The sequence below is a fragment of the Lysinibacillus sp. NPDC097287 genome (assembly GCF_044761695.1).
In the GTDB taxonomy this organism is placed as follows: Bacteria; Bacillota; Bacilli; order Bacillales_A; family Planococcaceae; genus Lysinibacillus.
Window position 1 is genome coordinate 1 of sequence record NZ_JBIWCX010000007.1, and the last position, 20994, is coordinate 20994.

Annotated in this window: 16 protein-coding genes, 6 tRNA genes, 1 rRNA gene and 1 riboswitch; of the genes, 22 read left to right on the forward strand and 1 reads right to left on the reverse strand. The window is 38.5% G+C overall.

The window, feature by feature from the left end; genetic code table 11:
• Positions 1-97, forward strand: a 5S ribosomal RNA gene (rrf, locus tag ACIQ2D_RS11280); the annotation flags it as partial.
• Positions 98-267: 170 nt separating this feature from the next.
• Here the strand turns inward: rrf and mbcS are convergent.
• The gene (gene mbcS / locus ACIQ2D_RS11285; protein WP_402863941.1) at positions 268-1857 is read right to left on the reverse strand and encodes an acyl-CoA synthetase MbcS; all 1590 of its coding nucleotides are present in this window, start codon (positions 1855-1857) and stop codon (positions 268-270) included.
• 330 nt (positions 1858-2187) lie between these two features.
• Between mbcS and ACIQ2D_RS11290 the strand changes: the two genes are divergently transcribed.
• The 21 genes from ACIQ2D_RS11290 to ACIQ2D_RS11390 all read left to right on the forward strand — a co-directional run bounded on the left by ACIQ2D_RS11290 (position 2188) and on the right by ACIQ2D_RS11390 (position 20048).
• A tRNA-Asn gene (locus ACIQ2D_RS11290) sits at positions 2188-2264 on the forward strand.
• Positions 2265-2818: 554 nt separating this feature from the next.
• Positions 2819-3592, forward strand: a complete 774-nt coding sequence (locus ACIQ2D_RS11295) for an ABC transporter ATP-binding protein (protein ID WP_402863944.1) — start codon at positions 2819-2821, stop codon at positions 3590-3592.
• A 17-nt stretch (positions 3593-3609) separates the two neighbouring features.
• The gene (locus ACIQ2D_RS11300) at positions 3610-5502 is read left to right on the forward strand and encodes an AMP-binding protein (protein ID WP_402863947.1); all 1893 of its coding nucleotides are present in this window, start codon (positions 3610-3612) and stop codon (positions 5500-5502) included.
• 3 nt (positions 5503-5505) lie between these two features.
• Positions 5506-6390, forward strand: a complete 885-nt coding sequence (locus ACIQ2D_RS11305) for a branched-chain amino acid ABC transporter permease (RefSeq protein ID WP_402863950.1) — start codon at positions 5506-5508, stop codon at positions 6388-6390.
• A gap of 4 nt (positions 6391-6394) precedes the next feature.
• The gene (locus tag ACIQ2D_RS11310) at positions 6395-7456 is read left to right on the forward strand and encodes a branched-chain amino acid ABC transporter permease (protein WP_402863953.1); all 1062 of its coding nucleotides are present in this window, start codon (positions 6395-6397) and stop codon (positions 7454-7456) included.
• Between the two features lie 58 nt (positions 7457-7514).
• Positions 7515-8759, forward strand: a complete 1245-nt coding sequence (locus tag ACIQ2D_RS11315; RefSeq protein ID WP_402863956.1) for an ABC transporter substrate-binding protein — start codon at positions 7515-7517, stop codon at positions 8757-8759.
• Positions 8760-8835: 76 nt separating this feature from the next.
• Positions 8836-9627 carry an ABC transporter ATP-binding protein gene (locus ACIQ2D_RS11320; RefSeq protein WP_402754338.1) on the forward strand — a complete coding sequence of 264 codons (792 nt, stop codon included), beginning with the start codon at positions 8836-8838 and terminating at the stop codon, positions 9625-9627.
• 254 nt (positions 9628-9881) lie between these two features.
• Positions 9882-9956: transfer RNA gene (locus tag ACIQ2D_RS11325), tRNA-Glu, on the forward strand.
• Positions 9957-10031: 75 nt separating this feature from the next.
• Positions 10032-10107 (forward strand) — tRNA-Val (locus tag ACIQ2D_RS11330).
• Positions 10108-10122: 15 nt separating this feature from the next.
• Positions 10123-10206 (forward strand) — tRNA-Tyr (locus tag ACIQ2D_RS11335).
• A 17-nt stretch (positions 10207-10223) separates the two neighbouring features.
• Positions 10224-10298: transfer RNA gene (locus ACIQ2D_RS11340), tRNA-Gln, on the forward strand.
• An 11-nt stretch (positions 10299-10309) separates the two neighbouring features.
• Positions 10310-10382: transfer RNA gene (locus tag ACIQ2D_RS11345), tRNA-Lys, on the forward strand.
• A 290-nt stretch (positions 10383-10672) separates the two neighbouring features.
• Entirely contained in the window at positions 10673-11578 is a 906-nt protein-coding gene (rocF, locus tag ACIQ2D_RS11350; RefSeq protein ID WP_402864458.1) for an arginase, read from the forward strand.
• Between the two features lie 133 nt (positions 11579-11711).
• Positions 11712-12275 (forward strand): RNA polymerase sigma factor SigW, encoded by a 564-nt coding sequence (gene sigW, locus ACIQ2D_RS11355; protein ID WP_402863959.1) that lies wholly within the window; start codon positions 11712-11714, stop codon positions 12273-12275.
• A 13-nt stretch (positions 12276-12288) separates the two neighbouring features.
• Positions 12289-12915: a zf-HC2 domain-containing protein gene (locus ACIQ2D_RS11360; protein ID WP_402863962.1), complete on the forward strand. Its 627-nt coding sequence runs from the start codon at positions 12289-12291 to the stop codon at positions 12913-12915.
• 150 nt (positions 12916-13065) lie between these two features.
• On the forward strand, positions 13066-13902 hold the full coding sequence (gene cdaA / locus ACIQ2D_RS11365; protein WP_402863965.1) for a diadenylate cyclase CdaA: 837 nt from the start codon (positions 13066-13068) through the stop codon (positions 13900-13902).
• Entirely contained in the window at positions 13895-14899 is a 1005-nt protein-coding gene (locus ACIQ2D_RS11370; protein WP_402863968.1) for a CdaR family protein, read from the forward strand. Before cdaA ends, ACIQ2D_RS11370 begins: the two co-directional genes overlap by 8 nt.
• 143 nt (positions 14900-15042) lie before the next feature.
• On the forward strand, positions 15043-16395 hold the full coding sequence (gene glmM, locus ACIQ2D_RS11375) for a phosphoglucosamine mutase (RefSeq protein WP_402863970.1): 1353 nt from the start codon (positions 15043-15045) through the stop codon (positions 16393-16395).
• 135 nt (positions 16396-16530) lie between these two features.
• On the forward strand, positions 16531-17049 hold the full coding sequence (locus tag ACIQ2D_RS11380) for a type 1 glutamine amidotransferase domain-containing protein (protein WP_402863973.1): 519 nt from the start codon (positions 16531-16533) through the stop codon (positions 17047-17049).
• Between the two features lie 674 nt (positions 17050-17723).
• Positions 17724-19526 (forward strand): glutamine--fructose-6-phosphate transaminase (isomerizing), encoded by a 1803-nt coding sequence (gene glmS / locus ACIQ2D_RS11385; RefSeq protein WP_402863976.1) that lies wholly within the window; start codon positions 17724-17726, stop codon positions 19524-19526.
• 297 nt (positions 19527-19823) lie between these two features.
• Entirely contained in the window at positions 19824-20048 is a 225-nt protein-coding gene (locus tag ACIQ2D_RS11390) for a hypothetical protein (RefSeq protein WP_402863979.1), read from the forward strand.
• A 499-nt stretch (positions 20049-20547) separates the two neighbouring features.
• Positions 20548-20725, forward strand: a riboswitch (Lysine riboswitch).
• Positions 20726-20994 lie beyond the last annotated feature (269 nt).

The window sequence follows — 20994 nt, forward strand, 5'->3', positions numbered from 1 at the left end:
AGGTCACACCCGTTCCCATACCGAACACGGAAGTTAAGCTCTTTAGCGCCGATGGTAGTTGGGGGCTTCCCCCTGTGAGAGTAGGACGTCGCTAGGCTCAAAAAGTCGCTGCTAATACAATTGGTAGTGGCTTTTTTTTGTATATTGAAATTAAAGGTTAGAGTAACTTCTTATTTAAATAGAGAAAAGCAAAAGGGATTGTCCAAGAGCTAGAAAACAGCTTGTTGGACAATCCCTTCTGTTGTTAGAAAATAAGTCATTTAAAAATTAGTGGCTACGTAAATCGATCCGACGAATTTTGCCAGATGTCGTTTTCGGTAGTTCTTGTAAGTAAGCAATTTGACGAGGATATTTGTATGGAGCAGTTAATGTTTTAACATGCTCTTGTAATTCTTTTGTCAGTTGTTCCTGATCTTGTGTTTCAAAACCTGTTTTTAATACGATGAAGGCTTTGACGATACTCCCTCGGATTTCGTCTGGTGCTGCAACTACGGCACATTCTTGTACGGTTTCATGCTTATTTAGCGCGTCCTCTACTTCAAAGGGGCCAATCGTGTATCCGGAAGAAATAATGATATCGTCGCCACGCCCTTCAAACCAGAAGTAACCATCTTCATCGCATTTTGCTTGATCGCCTGTAATATACCAATCTCCTCTGTAAGCAGCCTGTGTACGTTCGTGCTCATTATAATATTCTTTGAATAGAGCTGGAGAGTCTTTATGAACAGCGATATCACCGACTTCACCGGTCGCCACCACGTTTCCTTCTGGATCAATGATTTTAACATTGTTTCCAGGTGTAGGTTTTCCCATTGAGCCGGGTCGTAAATCCATACCTTCCATTGTACCGATTAATAATGTATTTTCAGTTTGACCGTAACCGTCTCGTACCTTTAAATTGAATAGATTCATAAAGGTTTCGATGACAGGGCGATTTAAAGGCTCCCCGGCAGATACTGCGCTACGTAAAGAAGACAGGTCATAATCACCTAGTTGATCGAGCTTAGCCATAATGCGGTACTCGGTTGGTGTACAGCACAGAACATTAATTTTTTCATCCTGTATAAGTTGTAGGTACTTGTTTGCATCGAAGCCACCGTGATATACGAATGCTGTTGCCCCAAGCATAATTGTCGATAAAAATGGACTCCATATCCACTTTTGCCAACCTGGAGCAGCTGTTGCCCATACTAAATCACCTTCGCGAACTGCTAACCAATTTGCCGCTGCAGTACGTATATGTGCATAGCCCCAGCCGTGTGAATGTACAGCACCTTTCGGCTTACCTGTGGTGCCTGATGTATATGAAAGAAAGGCCATATCGTCACGGTGTGTTGGTACTGCCTCAAATTCAGTGCTTTGCTCCGCAGCTAGAGCATCTAACGTTATCCAACCTTCTTCATCACGCCCAATTACAAGTTTTTTGTTTAGTGCTTGGTGATTACTTGTAAGGTGATTGATTTCTGAAGTAAAGGCTTGATAAGCAATTACTGCTTTAGCGTTTGAGTGATTAATACGATACTCTAAGTCATTGGCACGAAGCATTTCTGAGCATGGAATTGGTACGATACCAGCCTTTAAGCAAGCTAAATACACGCAATATGCCTCAGGTAAGCGAGGGATAATTACTAAGGCGCGATCTCCCTTTTGTATACCTAAAGAAGTCAATGCATTAGCATATTGATTCATGTGATTAACTAATTGCTCATAGGATAAGATTTGACGAGTACCTTGTGCATCTATCCATCGAATGGCTTGGCGTAAGGAATCACTAGCATATTTTTCAAGCTCTTGTGTAATGTTGTATTGCTCTGGTGCGATTAAATTAGTATTTTGAATCCCAGTAGTTTCAACCATGCAAGAAATTCCCCCTTAATAAATCACGATATAACTATATATTATAGAATTATTTTACATATACACGCTTCACAATATCAATACAAAATAATGCTTTAAAAGACTAGAAATATGACTTCTTTAAGAAATATTTTGATTAAAATCTAATAAGTTCCCTCTATATTACTAATAAGCATTCAAAAGAGAGAAATATAGTAAATGCTCGAAACTGTCGGATTTTCATATGAAAATCATAAAAATTGAATAATTGAAGAAAGACTGTTGCCAAAATCTAAATGCCTGCTATAATAAGTAATGTACCTAGCGTGCTAGGGATAAATATAGTAGCGTTCCGAAGTAGCTCAGTTGGTAGTAGCACCTGACTGTTAATCAGGTTGTCGCAGGTTCGAGTCCTGCCTTCGGAGCCATTTTTTTTTGCCTTTTTTTTGCTAACCCTCTTAAAACACTTCTCAAGATTCATCTTCAAAAGTTGAGTATGCCTCAACATGATAGAAATATTTCAGACAAATAAACTACATCTTTTTTATTACAAATACCTCTTAAAATGATATACATCAATTCAAAAACAGGTTCATCTACTTTTTAACGAATATCTTCCTATTACAGTTAATTCCAGAACCACTAATATTGAATTATTTTCTATTTTTATACATAAATTGGTTATATTACAATATGTATTTTTAGCATGGATTTCTATTAATGTGTAGGAATAACGTAAGATTAGAAAGTTAAAACATCTTTTATTGATATTTTAAAATAATTAATTTATAAAAACTGCGCACTCGTTACTAAAGTGCGTGGTTTTTTCTTAGGAAAACTAGGAATAAGCGAGAAAAAAGATAACTTAAGTCAAAAATTTGTAAAAAAAATCCCATAATTTAGATTGACAACATTATTCCAGTTAAAGTAATATTCAGAGCATGATGTTAATAAACGCTTAGATAGACAAGGGGGAATTTAAGTGGAGCCTATTTTAGAGATAGAGGGTGTATCTTTACAATTTGGTGGCGTTAAGGCATTAGACAATGTCACGTATCACATAAACAAAGGTGAAATATTCTCACTAATTGGTCCCAATGGGGCTGGTAAAACTAGTATGCTAAATTGCATCAGTGGTCTATATCAACCAACTAGTGGTTCTATCCGCTATAAAGGTCAAGAAATAATTAATATGAAACCCTATGAACGTACATCTCTTGGAATGGCACGTGCATTCCAAAATATTGCCCTGTTCGCACATATGTCAGTACTGGATAACCTGAAGTTAGGTCGCCATTCCTTGATGAATTCAGGTGTATTTAGTGGTGGATTGTATGTAGGAAAAGCTTCGAACGAAGAGATAGCTCATCGTAAGAAAGTTGAAGAAGTAATCGAATTTCTAGAGCTGCAGGACATTAGGCATACGCCAGTAGGTACACTTCCTTATGGTTTGCAGAAGCGCGTAGAGGTTGGTCGAGCATTAGCGCTAGGACCTGAATTAATCCTATTAGATGAGCCGATGGCAGGTATGAATAATGCAGAAAAAGACATGATGTCAAGTTTTATATTGGATATGCATGAAGTGATGGATACAACTGTAGTATTGATTGAACATGACTTAGGGATTGTTATGAGCCTGTCCGATCATATTGCGGTATTGGATTTTGGAAAACGAATTGGCTTTGGTACACCAAAGGAAATTCAGCAAAATCCAGATGTCATTAAAGCGTATATTGGGGAAGAAACGGTTATTTAGAAGGAGGAAGGAAAGTAATGAGCGAAAAAACATTACCTACTCTTTTAGCAGAGCGAGCGAAAAGTGAAGCAAATGCAGTTGCCCTAAGACAAAAATACCTTGGCATATGGAACGAAGTATCATGGGGGGACTATAAAAAAAATGTTGAGCATTTAGCAATTGCACTATCAGAACAATATGGTTTTAAGAGTGGCGAAAGACTAGCGATTATAGGCGAAAATCGTCCGCAGTGGCTTTATGCACAATTAGCAGCACAAAGCTTAGGAGGAGTTTCGGTTGGAGTATACCAAGAGTCATTACCTGATCAGATTGAGTTTTATTTAAATGATTGCAAGGCGCGTATTGTCATAGTGGAAGACCAGGAGCAGGTTGATAAACTACTTCAGGTTGAAGATAATTTGCCGTTAGTAGAGCACATTATTTATTACAATAAGCAGGGAATGCGTCATTATAAAAATGATAAACTACAAGATTTAGATAACTTATTGAGCGCAGGTGCTACTTTAGCAAAGGAAAGCCCAAACTTCTTTAGTGAAAAAGTGGACCGGATTAGTGGGAATACTCCTGCTATTATTGCGTATAGCGCAGCTACGACAGGCCGGCCAAAAGGTGCAATTCTTACACATTTTAACTTGATTGAGGCTGCCAAAAATCTAGCAAAAGTAGATGAAATGAAAAAGAATGATGACTATTTCTCATTTTTACCGCTTTCTTGGGTACATGAGCAAGTCGTTAGTGTTGTTATGCCATTACTGACTGGCGTAGTCGTGAATTTCCCGGAAAAATCACATACGGTTATGGGTGATTTACGAGAAATTGGACCACAAACTTTGTTAGCTCCACCTAGGGTTTACCAATCGTTAATGTCGAATTTCAATATTCGAATAGAAGGGGCAGGTTGGCTTAAACGCAAAGTGTATAAAGTCTTCCAAAAGTATGGTGACAAAAAGGCACTTGCTACAATTGAGGGCAAGACATTATCTGCAATGGATAAGTTTATGTATTGGTTAGGTGATGCATTAATTTTTAGTGCGATACGTGATCATTTAGGATTTGCAAGAATAAAACGGGCATACGTTGCAGGTGCGGCACTCCAATCAGATGCTTTTTATTTTTATCATAGTCTGGGCGTGAATTTGAAGCAAACTTATGGAGGAACTGAAGTTGCAGGGATTGCCTTTGTACAGCATGATAATGCTATTAAACCAGGAAGTTCAGGTGTGCCTATTCCGGATACAGAGGTTAAAGTTGAGGCTGATGGCACAATTTACATGAAAAATAATGCGATTTTTTCAGAATACTTGAATGAAGCGGATCGGAAATTAGTTGTCGATGGGTGGATTTCGTTAGGGGATAACGGTTACTTAGATGAGGATGGGCATCTTCATATTTTAGATCGACAAGAAGATGTTATTACAAACCAAGCAGGTGAACCAGTTTATCCTAGATTAGTAGAAAATAATCTAAAGTCGAGTATTTATATTCAAGAGGCAGTTTGCTTTGGTAAGGATCGACCATATATGACGGCAATTGTTAACATCGATTTAAGCAGTGTAGGTCGATGGGCAGATAAAAACCGTATTATATATACTGAATATTCTGACTTATCAAGAAACTCAAAAGTAGCTGAATTAATTGAGCAAGAAGTAACGAAGTTAATGGGGCAATTACCTTCGCATATGAGAGTAAAGAAATTCTCTATTTTACACAAACAATTTACAGCTGATCAGGGTGAACTAACGCGTACATTAAAGGTTCGTAGAAAGTTTGTAGAAGAAAAGTATCATAGGCTAATGGAAGCTATGTATTCAGATTCTGAAGAAGTATCGCTTAGTAGTTCAGAAGTTGAATCGTCGGGTGATGTTAGTTTAACTGTTATTCAGTTGGATATTAAACAGGAGGTGGCTTAAACTATGGTATTTTTCTCTCAAATGCTGATTAACGGAATCGTAGTTGGGAGTATTTATGGGCTGGTAGCATTGGGCTTTGTTTTAATCTACCGGGCAAGTGGTGCGTTAAATATGGCAAACGGGGAATTTGTCATTATTGGACCATACATTTGTTTAGTACTCATGACTGCTTATGACATACCATTTTTAGTTGCTTTACTCATTACGCTCGTCTTTAGTGCAATACTTGGATTAGCTGTCGAGCGACTAGTCGTACGACCTATCCAAAATGCTCCTGTTATTTCAGTAATAATGGCGACAATCGGATTATCGAGTTTATTAGCTGGGGCAGTTCATATGATTTGGGGACATCAAACACGTGTGTTCCCACCGATTTTCCCACCCACACCGGTTCAAATTGGCGGGGTTATCATTACACCAGTTTATTTATGGTCTTTCATTGTTGTTATTGCACTCCTTATTTTATTTTTACTATTCTTCAAGTTCTCAAAAATGGGAATCGCGATGCGTGCTGTAGCAGATGATCGTACGGCTGCATCTTCAATGGGGATTAGTGTGAAATATGTTTATGCAGCAACTTGGACAATTGCAGCTGTAGTTGCAGCAATCGGCGGGGTTTTACTTGGGAATATTAATGGAGTAAGTCCATCGATGTCAGCGATTGGTTTAACGGTGTTGCCAGTAGTAATTCTGGGCGGTTTAGATAGTGTATTTGGTGCTATTGTTGGTGGTTTTATCATCGGAATATGCCAAAATTTAGCTGGTGGCTATCTTGATCCACTGGTAGGCGGCGGCTTGAAGGATGTTGTACCTTTCATTATTGTTCTACTAATTTTAATGGTTAAACCACACGGGTTATTTGGAAGTCGAGGAATTGAGAGGGTGTGATGAATTGAGAAATCTATTTGTGAGAGAGTGTGGAAATTACAAAACATCTTATAGTGATGACATGAAACTGTTTGGTACTACTGGAGCGAAAGTGAAAGCGTTACTTATTGTTGCAGTATTAGTACTAGTCCCAATGATTGCCTCTAACTATTGGGTAGGCTTATTAACGCTGTGTGCAATCGCATCCATTGGAGCAATCGGATTAAACATTCTGACGGGCTTCACAGGTCAAATTTCCATTGGGGTGGGCGCTTTCTTAGGTGTAGGCGGCTACGCATCAGCAATTTTGACATCCACTTATGGGGTTAGTTTTTGGATTTCATTGCCACTAGCAGGGCTAATTACAGCGGTAATCGGAGGATTATTCGGTATTCCGTCACTACGTTTAAAAGGCTTGTATTTAGCCATTGCGACGTTAGCTGCACAGATTATTATTCTATTTGTCATTAGTAGATGGACAAGTGTAACTGGTGGAACTTCAGGTATGACACTAAGTCGTCCAGAGATAGGGTCATTCGCTTTAACGAGTAACACTTCGTACTTCTATTTGAGCATTATTGTGTTAATTCTCACAATTTTATATGCAACGAATTTATTAAGAACGCGTGTAGGACGAGCTTTCTTAGCTGTTCGAGATCGTGATATTGCAGCACAAATTATGGGGATCAACTTATTCCAATATAAGGTTATGGCCTTTGCTATTAGTTCTTTCTTCGTTGGGATTTCTGGTGCCTTATTAGCACATTACACAATGATTGTTAGTCCAGAGCTTTACGACTTCCATGTATCAATCGAATACTTGGCGATGGTTTTAATTGGGGGCCTCGGTAGTGTGTTTGGCTCTATTTTAGGGGCGGTATTTATTACACTATTGCCTGTTGGATTAAGTACGATGGTTGATATATTAACGGTATACATGCCAGATTTGTATCAAATTTTATCGGCTTTCAAAGAGTTTGTATTCGGTTTCGTCATTATTCTGTTTTTAATTTTTGAACCAGGTGGTCTAGCTCATATTTGGTTAAATATGAAGAAGTACTTTAAGTTATGGCCGTTCTCTTACTAAAAAGAATTGACTGGGGAAAAATTAATAATAATTAAAACAAAATCAAGGGGGAGTTAGTTTGAAAAACAAAAAGTTCTTGTGGGCATTAATGGGGATTATGATGCTATTAGTATTAGCTGCATGTTCAGGAGATGGTTCAGAGGAAAGTTCTTCAGAAGGTTCTAAAGCAGAATCTCCAGGTGGAGGTGACCCGAACAACCGTACAGTAGTTATTGGTGGGATATATGATATTACTGGAGGAACTGGTGATGTAGGTACTCCTTATGCTGAAGGGGAAAAAGCATACTTTGAGCATTTAGAGGCAAAGGGTGGCATTGAAGGGTTAAACCTTCATTTAGTAGGTAAAGACTATGCATACAAAATTCCAGAAGCACAAAAAATTTATCAAGAATTACGTGATAAAGAAAAAGTAGCAGCAGTATTAGGTTGGGGAACGGGTGATACAGAGGCATTACGTCAGCAAATTGGAACTGATGAACTTCCATACTTCTCTGCGTCTTTCTCTGAAAACTTAAAAGATATCAAAACAAGTCCATATAACTTCTTAATCGCGGCTTCATATTCAGATCAAGGTCGTACAATTTTACAATGGATTAAGGAAAATCATAAAGGAGAAAACCCAACTGTAGCGTTATTATACAATGATAGTGCATTTGGTCGTTCACCAGTTGAAGATATTAAAAAATATGGTAAAGAAATTGGTGTCGAAGTAGTAGACGAGCAAGTAATCGATGTAAAAGCAACTGAGGCGCAATCTCAATTATTAAATATGAAAAAGAAAAAACCTGACTATGCGATTATCAATCAAACTTGGGGAGCGACTGCAACAATTTTACGTGATGCAAAAACTTTAGACATTGATACTCAATTTATCGGACTAAATTGGGCATCTGGTGAAGGCGTAATTGATATTGCAACTGCGGATATTGCAGAAGGATACATGGGTATTTTATCTCACGCATTCCCATACGAAGATTTACCAGGTATGGTTGAAGTTAAAGAATACTTAGAGTCAAAAGGAAAAACTATCGACGATATCAACCAAAAGTTCATTCAGGGTTGGACTGCAGCAAAAATTATGGTAGAAGGTGTGAAAATCGCATCTGAGAAAAATCCAGAAGGCGATATTACAGGTGCACAAATTCGCGAAGGTCTTGAAACTTTAAATAACTTTGATTTAGGTGGATTAGCTGCACCTTTAACGTTTACTGCTGATAATCATGCAGGTACAGAGCAAACACGTCTTGGTATTGTAAAAGACGGTAAGTGGGAGCAACTTACAGAGTACAGAAGCTATAAATAAGTGATATGAATAAACAGTAGACAAGCTCCTTGAAATTAGGAGCTTTGTCTTTATTGCAAGGAAAAGGGGGACTTCTATGCTTCAGGTAAATAATGTGGAAGCGGTATATTCGAAGATTATTTTGGCTTTAAAGGGGATGTCCCTTCATGTTCCTGAAGGGAAAATTGTAGCGTTGTTGGGCAGTAACGGGGCTGGGAAATCAACAACATTAAAGGCGATTTCTGGACTACTTTCTGGAGACGGTGGGCAAATTACGGATGGTACAATTGAGTTTCAAGGCAAAAAAATTAATGGTATTACACCTGATGTGCTTGTGAAGAATGGAATTTTCTTAAGTATAGAAGGTAGACGTGTGTTTAAAGATCTAACGGTTGAGGAAAATTTAATTGCTGGGGCATATACACGTAAAGACCGTTCAAACATTAAAGGGGATATTGAGAAAATTTATGGTTATTTCCCTAAGCTTCGAGCATTAGCGCCAAGAAAAGCAGGTTTCCTTTCAGGCGGAGAGCAACAAATGTTAGCGATTGGTCGTGGCATTATGGCCAAGCCGAAATTGCTGTTACTAGATGAACCTTCACTGGGGATTGCCCCATTACTTGTAAAAGAAATTTTCCAAAATATAAAAAAGATTAATCAAGAGGAAGGTACCTCTATATTAGTTGTAGAGCAAAATGCCAATGTTGCATTATCTATTGCTGATTATGGTTATATTATGGAAAGTGGACGAGTTGTCATGCAAGGTGATCCTGCAACACTATTGTCGGACAAAGACATTAGTGAGCATTATTTAGGGATAGGAAAAGAAGGCGAAAAGAATTATAAAGAAGGAAAAATATTCAGACGTCGCCAAAGGATTGTCTGGTAATACTATTCATTTGCCAGTTTCAAAAATTTTAATTAGGCTGCTTATGACCAGATTTGAGTGGTGTTAAGTAGTCTAGTTTTTGAGTTTTTTCTAAAAAGATGATACAAAAAAATTACATTATATATGAAGGAAAGCTTGAAATATTCCACATAAAAAGTTTTTTTGAAAAAACTTTGTAAAAAGGGTTGCATTAATAAAAAAAAGCTGATAATATAAGTCTTGTCCTGTTAAAGACAACGAATAATTAAACAACCGGCCCCTTGGTCAAGCGGTTAAGACACCGCCCTTTCACGGCGGTAACACGGGTTCGAATCCCGTAGGGGTCACCAATTTTTCTTAGCATTGTAGTAATGCGAAGGCCTAAAAGAATAAATAAACTGTTAAGAAATAACACCCGTTTTTATGGAGGATTAGCTCAGCTGGGAGAGCATCTGCCTTACAAGCAGAGGGTCGGCGGTTCGAGCCCGTCATCCTCCACCATATAGTGTTTATTTCGGAGGGGTAGCGAAGTGGCTAAACGCGGCGGACTGTAAATCCGCTCCTTAGGGTTCGGCGGTTCGAATCCGTCCCCCTCCACCAGTTTTATTTTGAATGTTTGGGGTATAGCCAAGCGGTAAGGCAACGGATTTTGATTCCGTCATGCCCTGGTTCGAATCCAGGTACCCCAGCCATTTTCTTTTATGAGCCATTAGCTCAGTTGGTAGAGCATCTGACTTTTAATCAGAGGGTCGAAGGTTCGAGTCCTTCATGGCTCACTTTTCTATAAAATATTCAAAAGTGTATCATTAACTACAAAATTTTCATCTCTTACTGAATTCAGTAAGAGATTTTTTTATTTTCTCTCAGTGTAAATCTCTTGTTAGCCCCACACCATATACTGGTATGGTGTGGGCTGAAACCTTGGATTAAAGTAGTGGGGATATTATTTGTACCTTTATAGTGTGTATTAGCACCTTGTTGTATAAAAATTCAGAAAAATGATAGGTTGAGCCAAGTGTCTTGTAGGCTTTACAATAGTCGTACAACACGAAGGGGGTATAGAATGGTGAATAAAAAAACTATCTCTATTATTGGTGTACCTACAGATTATGGGCAGGCACGACGTGGAGTTGATATGGGGCCGAGTGCAATTCGTTATGCGGGTGTTGTGGAACGTCTTGAGGCAATTGGTCATACGGTGCAAGACCAAGGTGATATTCGTGTTAGCCAGAAGCGGGAACATGCACAAATTGATATGAGGTTATTAAATTTAGAGGAAGTCCTTGATGTGAATACGTCTTTAGCAAACCGCGTACATGAAGCTGTAACTGAAAAGCAATTTCCCCTAGTATTTGGTGGTGACCATAGTATAGCGATTGGCACGCTTGCCGGGCTTGGTGAGCATTATAAAAATTTAGGGGTTATATGGTTCGATGCACATGCGGATTTAAATACGCCGGATACAACGCCTTCTGGCAATATTCATGGGATGCCGCTTGCTGTCAGTATTGGTATTGGGCATGAACGTCTTGTGCAAATTCGTAAATATGCACCGAAAATTAAGCCTGAAAATGTCATTATTATTGGGGCGCGCTCTGTGGATCCTGGGGAACGGGAGCTTATTCATGAACAAGGTATTAAAGTGTATACAATGCATGAAATAGATCGTCTTGGGATGACGCGGGTAATGGAGGAGGTACTTTCCTATTTGAAAGGTCTTCCAGTAGACGGCTTACACTTGTCCCTTGACCTAGACGGACTTGATCCATTGTATACACCTGGTGTTGGAACGCCAGTGCCTGGTGGTATGACCTATAGAGAAGGTCATTTGGCTATGGAGATGCTACAAGAGTCAGGCATGTTGACATCAGCTGAATTTGTAGAAGTAAACCCAATTTTAGATGAGAAAAATAAAACAGCCGATGTAGCGGTAGCGCTTATGGGATCCCTATTCGGGGAGACACTAGTTTGAAGAAAATTGTAAGAAATTTGCTTTCGTCATCATACTACGAAAATCTTTTGTTATAATTATAATTAGAATGAAACTTTTCTTAACGTTAAGTCGTATAGTATAAGACAGTTGTAAAGGTGGAGAAGTCAACACAATGGATGCGTTAGTAAACAAGAGAATAAAACAAGTGCTAAAAGGCGATCAAAACGCATTTGCCGATATTGTGAGTCTCTATCAGCACAAACTGTACCAAGTATGCTATCGTATGCTAGGCAATAAACAAGAGGCCGAGGATATAGCGCAAGAAGCGTTCGTCCGTGCATATATGAATTTGCATACTTTTGACCAAAAAAGAAAATTTTCGACGTGGCTGTATCGTATAGCGACGAATCTTTGCATTGATCGAATTCGGAAGAAAAAGCCGGATTATTATTTAGATGCGGAGGTTGCCGGTACGGAAGGGCTTGATATGTATTCACAAATCGCTGCAGAGGACCAGTTGCCAGAGGAAACGCTTGAACAAATGGAATTACAAGAGCGTATTCAATATGAAATAGGTCGTTTACCCGATAAATATCGCTCAGTTATAGTATTGAAATATATCGAAGAATTATCGTTGCAAGAAATTAGTGAAATTTTGGATATGCCTCTTGGAACGGTGAAAACGAGAATTCACCGTGGACGTGAAGCATTACGAAAGCAATTAAATAATCTGTAGGAGGGGAAGCGTCATGAATATTTGTCCAGAGCATATTATAGAATATATGCACGATTATTTAGACGGTGACATTAGTCGTGAACATGAGCAAGAGTTAAAGCAGCATTTGCATACGTGCAACGAGTGCAAACAACTTATGCATGAATTGAGTGAAACAATCGCCTTTGTGAAGAGTGCTTCCCATATTACAGCACCTCCGCATTTTGAATCCACAGTGATGGCTCGATTACCGAAACCGAAAAACCGTGTTGGTATGCAAAAATGGATTCGCCGCCATCCGTTATTCGTAGCAGCAGCTGTATTTTGCTTATTCATGAGTGCCACTTTACTCGGAAGCTTTAGAGATGACCAACATTTTTCTGTTACAAAACAGCCGAATTTAGTAGTTGAAGGTCAAACCGTTATTGTGCCAAAAGGTGAAATTGTAAAGGGTGATATAGTTGTAAAAAATGGAGATTTAGTAGTTGAAGGTGAAGTAGATGGCGATGTAACGGTCATTAATGGTCAATATATGGCGTCATCAGCTGTTGTTTCTGGCCAGATCGAAGAAATCGACCAAGCCTTTGAATGGCTATGGTATACAATCAAAAACTCTGTCAAAGATGCGTGGACATTCGCGGATGAAGAGGAAACTAAATAATACTTTGGTACGTCCTACATGGTAGTGCGTATGAGAGGTTGGTAAAGTCTACTCTTTTGGGTGGACTTTTTTCTTGAAAAAAGTTACATTTGTTAAGAATATGCTATACTTAAAGTGTATGGATTCGTAATGAAAAGTGGGGGATGCCACGTGGAAATTTTCGAGCAATTCACGGATTTAACGCCAGTGAATATTGTTATTAACGTTTTTGATGTACTGCTAGTTTGGTACGTTATTTATAAAGTTTTAACCCTCATTAAAGGTACGAAAGCCGTCCAATTATTAAAAGGGATTTTCGTTATTATTATTGCACGCATCGTAACAGATTTTTTAGAGTTACAGACATTAGGTTGGATGCTAGAGCAAGTGATTACGTATGGTTTTTTAGCGATTATTATTATTTTCCAACCAGAAATTCGTCGAGGTCTAGAACAAATTGGACGGGGGAAACTATTCCAACGTTCAAATAGTCAGGAAGAAGAAGAAGAAACAAGGCTAATTGAAGCGATGAAAAAATCCGTGAGCTATATGGCGAAGCGTCGCATTGGTGCACTTATTTCCATTGAAAAGGAAACCGGTTTGAATGAATATATCGAAACAGGTATCGGTTTAAATGCTGATATTACCTCTGAATTACTCATCAACATTTTCATTCCTAATACGCCACTTCATGATGGTGCAGTCATTATGCAAAAAGATAAGGTGACGGCAGCTGCGTGTTATTTACCGCTATCCGAAAGTCCTTTCATCTCAAAAGAACTAGGTACACGTCACCGAGCAGCACTCGGCTTAAGTGAGGTGACGGATGCAATTACCATTATCGTATCAGAAGAAACAGGTGCAATTAGTATTGCTTTAAACGGTAACTTGCACCGCAATCTTTCTCTAGAGGAATTCGGAACGCTTTTACGTAGAATGTGGTTCGGGGTAGCGGAAGAATCGAATGCATCCTCTAAGTTGACTTGGAGGGGGAAAAAGAATGGATAAAATGATAGATAGTCCAAGGGTATTACGTATTGTTTCACTTTTCCTAGCATGTCTATTTTTCTTCTCTGTTCGTACAGAATTATCTAATGATAAACCCCCAGTAAGTGATCAGGTTGAAGTGATTAAGGATGTACCGTTAGAGGTTTTTTATGATGATGAAAACCTTATTGTTACGGGCTTACCAAAAACGGTAAATGTAACAATTAAAGGATCACCCACACTTGTATTATCAACGAAACATGCAAAGGATTTTTCGGTTTTCGTTGACTTGAATCATTTAGTAATGGGTGAACATAAGGTAAATATACAGTACGAGAATATTTCAGAAAAATTAGAAGTAACATTAGACCCTGCAACAGTCAATGTGAAAATAGAAGAAAAGATGACGGAGAAATTCCGTGTCGACCCAGAGATGAACCATCGATTAATCGATGAAGGCTATGTGTTAAAAGGCATGCTAGCAGATCCAGCCATTGTTTATGTGACAGGTGCAAAAAGCGTAATTGAGAGTATTAGTTATGTAAAAGCAACTGTGACAGGGGAAAAGGGTCTAAAAGAGCCATTTTCACAAGAAGCGGCTGTAAAGGTACTCGATCGAGATTTAAATAAATTAGATGTGATAATTGAGCCTGGTAGTGTGAATGTACAGGTGGATATTGCTGAGTATAGTAAGGAGTTGCCACTCACTATTGTTCAGACTGGTACAGCACCTGAAGGCATCACGATTAATGAGCTTACAACTGATGTGAAAACGGTAAAAGTGTTCGGTAAAAAGTCGATTATTGATGTAATGAACGAAATAACAGTTGAAGTAGATCTAGCGAAAATTACAGAAGCAAAAACATATGAATTCGAAGTAAAATTACCAGAAGGCGTGACGAAAGTATCTGAACAAAAAATTAAAGTCAAAGCAGATATTACAAAGGTAGAAGAGACTCCTCCGGCGAATTCTGAGGAAGCAGATACTACTGTAACAACAGGAGATATTGATTCTTAAGCAATAACTGACTATAATTTTAAAGTTACAAGTAAATGAACAAAAATTAGACTTTTTCCAAAAGTAAGCAGACGAGCCGTAATACCGTCCATATGGACAGGTGCAAAACGGTCGTTCCTGCATTGAAGGAGAGAACAATAAAAATGGGTAAATATTTTGGAACTGATGGCGTCCGTGGCGTCGCGAATAGTGAATTAACACCTGAATTTGCATTCAAACTAGGCCGTATAGGTGGATATGTTTTAACGAAGGATGCAAAGGATCGTCCGAAGGTATTAATTGGTCGTGATACACGTATTTCAGGTGAAATGCTTGAAGGTGCACTTGTAGCGGGCCTATTATCAATCGGTGTAGAAGTAATGCGTCTTGGTGTTATTTCAACGCCAGGAGTGGCTTATTTGACTCGTATAATGAGTGCGGATGCAGGCGTCATGATTTCAGCCTCACATAACCCAGTTGCCGACAATGGCATTAAATTCTTTGGTCCAGATGGCTTTAAGCTAACGGATGCACAGGAAGCAGAAATCGAAGCAGTTATAGATGCGGAAACAGATACATTACCACGCCCAATTGGCGCAGATTTAGGCTCTGTTAGCGATTATTTCGAGGGTGGACAAAAATATATTCAATACTTAAAACAAACTGTAGATGAAGAGTTTTTAGGCATTCATGTGGCATTAGATTGTGCACATGGTGCAACTTCAGGATTAGCAACTCATTTATTTGCTGATTTAGAAGCAGATATTTCAACAATGGGTTCTTCACCAACAGGACTAAACATAAATGATGGTGTAGGTTCAACACATCCAGAAGGTCTAGCTGCATTTGTAACAGAAAAAGGTGCAGATGTTGGTTTAGCATTTGATGGCGACGGCGATCGTTTAATCGCAGTAGATGAAACGGGAGCTATCGTAGATGGTGACCAAATTATGTTCATCATCGGTAAATATTTGAATGCACAAGGTCGTCTGAAAAAAGATACAGTCGTGTCTACTGTAATGAGTAACATGGGCTTCTATAAAGCTGTTGAGGCGAACAACATGCATAGCGTGCAAACCGCTGTAGGTGACCGTTATGTTGTGGAAGAGATGCGTGCAAATGATTACAACCTTGGTGGTGAACAATCAGGGCATATCGTATTCCTAGACTACAATACAACTGGTGATGGTTTACTAACAGGTATTCAACTTGTGAACATTATGAAAGCAACAGGTAGAAAGTTGTCTGAGCTTGCATCAGAAATGACGATCTTCCCACAACGTTTAGTAAACGTACGTGTGACAGACAAGCATGCAGTAACGGAAAATGAAAAAGTTGCGGCAGTCATTGCAGAGGTTGAAGCTGAAATGGCTGGCAATGGTCGTATTTTAGTGCGCCCATCTGGTACGGAGCCATTAGTGCGTGTAATGGTTGAGGCTGCAACAGAAGCAGATTGTGAAAGCTATGTAGAACGTATTGCAGACGTTGTACGTGCTGAAATGGGCTTAACAGAATAATAAAAGAACACGGTTTCCTCCGTTTAGGTGGGAAGCCGTTTTTTTATCCTTCTTAATTAGACATTAGACATGTTTATTTCGTATAGATAGGGGCATAACAAAGGTATCCTATGAAATAAGGAGTGTTTAGTTGATATGGCTAAAATCGCAACAGTAATTACTGATATGTTCGAAGATGTTGAGTGGACGAGTCCGCAAAAAGCGTTAAAAGAAGCGGGACATGAGGTTATTACAATCGATATAGAAGCGGGTAAAGTGGTTGAGGGGAAGCACGGAGAAAAGGTAACAATTGATAAAGGAATCGATGAAGTGAAAGCGTCTGATTTTGATGCCTTGTTTATTCCAGGTGGTTTTTCTCCAGATATATTACGAGCGGATGATCGTGTAGTGGCATTCGTCAAGGCGTTTATGGATGATATGAAACCGACTTTTGCAATATGTCATGGCCCACAGTTACTGATTACCGCTAAGACGTTAAAAGGTAGAGATGCCACTGGATATAAATCGATACAAGTTGACCTTGAAAACGCAGGTGCTAAATTTCATGATGAGGAAGTATTCGTTTGTCAAAAGCAGCTTGTCACAAGCCGCACACCAAAGGATTTACCAGCCTTCAATCGCGAAATCGTAAAATTATTACAAGAAACTATGTGAATACTTATAAAGCTACTATCTCAAAATTTTTGGATAGTGGCTTTTTTTTATATTGCAAAAAAGAAAATACACTATATCAAAGCGAAATATTGCTTGGGAAATATCGACTTTTTTCTTGAAAAGTAGCGCCATTTCTTGTGGGAAATGGTCGCGAAATCCAGAATTCGAAGGATCTATTTGACTAATGAACCACTTTTAAGTATGATGGAAATGCTATTGGAACGGAACTAGCGTTACGTAACATACAATAGTGTAAATGCGCTAAGGAGGATAGGATATAAGCGTCATAAGGAAAACAATTATAGCGCCTGAGCTGAGAAAATTGGACGAAAAATGCATTCTCAGCAGACGAGGTGGAGGTTTATCGAAAATTCGGCGGATGCCTCCCGGTCGTGTTGCCCGATCGTCATTTTTTATCTTGAAAACATTCAAGTGATTGAATAGACAGAGGATAAAGAAAGGCATAATAAATGCAAAAGATAATACGATGTTTTAGCTATCAAATGACCAATCATTCATAAGAGATGAATGTGGTTGATTTGTGCTCACTTGTTTATGTCCATTTCTGTTTAAAGAGAAATGGATGCTTATTTGTGGCCACACGAAAAAATTTGATCAGTTAAAGCTTAGTTTGTCATTGCATCCATTATGAATGATATCGGAGGATACAAATTATGTGTGGAATTGTAGGTTATATTGGCGAATTAGACGCTAAGGAAATTTTATTAAAAGGTTTAGAGAAATTAGAATACCGTGGTTATGACTCTGCGGGGATTGCCGTACGCCATGAAGATGGTGTCACTATTTTCAAGGAAAAGGGTCGAATTGCGGATTTACGTGAAGCTGTCGACGAAGACGTTGCTGCAAACACTGGTATTGGCCATACACGCTGGGCTACACATGGCGTGCCAAACCGTTTAAACGCGCACCCTCACCAAAGTGCATCAGGACGTTTTACGCTTGTACACAATGGTGTAATCGAAAACTATCACCTTTTACAAAAGACGTATCTTAAAGGTATTCCGATGAAATCTGATACAGATACAGAGGTCATCGTGCAATTAGTGGAATTATTCGTGAAGGACGGTCTTGAAACAGTAGATGCGTTCCGCAAGACATTATCACTTTTACACGGCTCTTATGCACTTGCTCTTTTAGATGCAGAAGTGGCTGACACAATTTTTGTAGCTAAGAACAAATCACCACTACTTGTTGGTGTGGGAGAAGACTTTAACGTTGTTGCATCAGATGCAATGGCAATGCTACAAGTTACAGATCAATTCGTGGAGTTACATGATAAAGAAGTCGTAGTTGTACACAAAGGAAGCGTCCAAATTTCAAAACTAGATGGTACACAAGTAGAGCGTGCACCTTATACAGCAGAGCTTGATATGAGCGATATTGAAAAAGGTACGTACCCTCACTATATGCTAAAAGAAATGGATGAACAGCCAACTGTTATCCGTAAAATTATTCAAGCTTATGAAGTGGAAGACGGTCAATTAGCGATTGATACTGACATTTTGCAAGCATTACAAGCAGCAGATCGTCTATACATTATTGCAGCCGGCACAAGCTATCATGCTGGTTTAATTGGTAAACAATATTTCGAAAAAATGGCTGGTATCCCAGTAGAGGTTCACATTTCAAGTGAATTCGGCTACAACATGCCACTATTATCTGAAAAACCGTTATTTATCTTTATCACACAATCCGGTGAAACAGCAGATAGCCGCCAAGTGCTTGTGAAAATTAAAGAGCTTGGCTATCCAACATTAACAATCACAAACGTACCAGGTTCAACACTTTCACGTGAAGCAGACCATACGCTTTTATTACACGCGGGTCCAGAAATCGCTGTTGCTTCAACAAAAGCTTATGTGGCACAGCTAGCAGTACTTGCTGTAGCAGCCTACGTAACAGCACAGGCTTCAGGTAAAGACTTAACGTTTGATTTAAAACAAGAGCTTGCGATTGCAGCAAATGGTATCCAAACAATTATCGACTCTAAAGATGTCCTAGAAGATATCGCGGAGGATTACCTAAAAATCGCACGCAATGCATTCTTCATCGGTCGTAATATCGACTTCTATGTTAGCCTTGAAGGAGCCTTAAAACTGAAAGAAATCTCTTATATCCAAGCAGAAGGTTTCGCAGGTGGCGAGCTAAAACACGGAACGATTGCACTGATTGAAGAAGGTACACCAGTATTTGCTCTTGTGACGCAAGAAGCAGTATCTCTAAACATCCGTGGTAACGTCAAAGAAGTAGCTGCTCGTGGTGCATATCCATGTATTATCGCAATGGCTGGTGTGGATGAAGACGGCGATCGCCTAGTGATTCCACAAGTAAATGAGCTATTAACACCGCTTGTATCGGTTGTACCGTTACAGTTGATTAGCTATTATGCAGCCTTACACCGTCGTTGTGACGTTGATAAGCCGAGAAATTTAGCTAAGTCGGTGACTGTAGAATAAGGGAAACATGTAAATTTAGAATGTGTAGCTTTGTAAAAAAGTTTGACCATTTTTTATAGTAGAAGAGGGCCATCGTTTTGATCAAAACGATGGCTTTTTTTATGCAGTGAAATCAAGGTTAAAAGTAATAAATAATCTAATTATTTTAAAGTTACACTATTGGGTGAATCTACTATGAATGTTGAGTGAAGTAAGGCTACTTTAGGAACTGAAAATATACTTTGCTGTCATTAAAATACTAGTAAATATGAGAATCTTTTTTGCTATTTAGTCATTTAATATAGTAGGAGGAAAATAGTGCAAAACCCTAAAGGAGCTAATTATTTGATTCCCTTTTTAGAGGACCTAAAGGATTTAGCCTTTGTAATAATATTGATTTCTAGCATGATTTATCGTAGGCAACTTAAACTAACTAAGTGGAAAAGAAAACTTTCTACAGGCGAAATGACAGTGTATATAATGACTTCAATTGCACTCCCTATTTACGGGATTCTTTATCTTCTTTTTCTGATGGGAACATAAAAAGCTCTATTCTATTCTATTCAGTTATATAATTCAGTATTCAAATCTCATAGGGTAAAAGAAGATGTTATTAATAGGTTAAAAAACGGGAAGTGAAAGATGCTGTTCTAACTCAACTAAAATGGTGACATTGGGAGGGCAGCATGTATTCTTCTTTAAAGTAATTCCATGTAGCATTACCATACCGGTTACAGGAATTTAGGAATAATTGATTCATCTATTTTAGCGTAGATAATTAGGCACAAAGGATTTAATGGAATAACATTTTGCCATTCTAGTTATGGAGATTTTTATAGTAGTACTGCTTGTGTAGAATCCTTTCAACTGGGTATTTGAATATACATTCCAAAACATAATAGGTGGATTTTTATTTTACCATGCTTAAGAAATAGTAGAAAGTTCGCAAAATAACGAATATTTTAACCCGTATTGAAATATAAAAGTGTATATGTTAAGCTTATCCACATCATAAATTTAATAAATATATGCCTCATGTTTGTATTGAGGTAGAGGTCGCGTTATTTAAGAGTACGCTAATGGAAATGACAAGCATTGATGAAATTAGCTGAAAGGAAATATCGCCGAAGTGTGAAGGGACTTGAAAACTTCATGCTGGGGCTGTCTCCGAAAGGAACAGAACTGTCACGTTTTAGTCGACGTGTTGTGCTATCGTGTTTTAAAGAACAGAGGGATTCTCTTAGCCATCACATCGTTTTGTGATGGTATTTTTTTACCTCTAAAAAGGAGGGAAGCTAGTAACGTGAATGAAATAAAAGGTAATCAGCTAGAGCATAAAGCTCGGAAACTGAAAAAAGAGGTGAGAAGTCGCCATATCACTATGATTTCTCGGGCAGGTCCCAATGGGGTTCTATTAAAAATAGTAAAATAAACAATAATATACCATTTATTTATCAATAAAAGTCTGTTTATATGAAAAATTTTAATT

Bases quoted from the DNA above. Each gene is read 5' to 3' on its own strand.
- mbcS (WP_402863941.1), bottom strand. From the start codon at position 1,857: ATGGTTGAAACTACTGGGATTCAAAATACTAATTTAATCGCACCAGAG.
- ACIQ2D_RS11360 (WP_402863962.1), top strand. From the start codon at position 12,289: ATGAATATTTGTCCAGAGCATATTATAGAATATATGCACGATTATTTA.
- glmM (WP_402863970.1), top strand. From the start codon at position 15,043: ATGGGTAAATATTTTGGAACTGATGGCGTCCGTGGCGTCGCGAATAGT.
- ACIQ2D_RS11300 (WP_402863947.1), top strand. From the start codon at position 3,610: ATGAGCGAAAAAACATTACCTACTCTTTTAGCAGAGCGAGCGAAAAGT.
- ACIQ2D_RS11370 (WP_402863968.1), top strand. From the start codon at position 13,895: ATGGATAAAATGATAGATAGTCCAAGGGTATTACGTATTGTTTCACTT.
- ACIQ2D_RS11320 (WP_402754338.1), top strand. From the start codon at position 8,836: ATGCTTCAGGTAAATAATGTGGAAGCGGTATATTCGAAGATTATTTTG.
- sigW (WP_402863959.1), top strand. From the start codon at position 11,712: ATGGATGCGTTAGTAAACAAGAGAATAAAACAAGTGCTAAAAGGCGAT.
- ACIQ2D_RS11305 (WP_402863950.1), top strand. From the start codon at position 5,506: ATGGTATTTTTCTCTCAAATGCTGATTAACGGAATCGTAGTTGGGAGT.
- glmS (WP_402863976.1), top strand. From the start codon at position 17,724: ATGTGTGGAATTGTAGGTTATATTGGCGAATTAGACGCTAAGGAAATT.
- ACIQ2D_RS11380 (WP_402863973.1), top strand. From the start codon at position 16,531: ATGGCTAAAATCGCAACAGTAATTACTGATATGTTCGAAGATGTTGAG.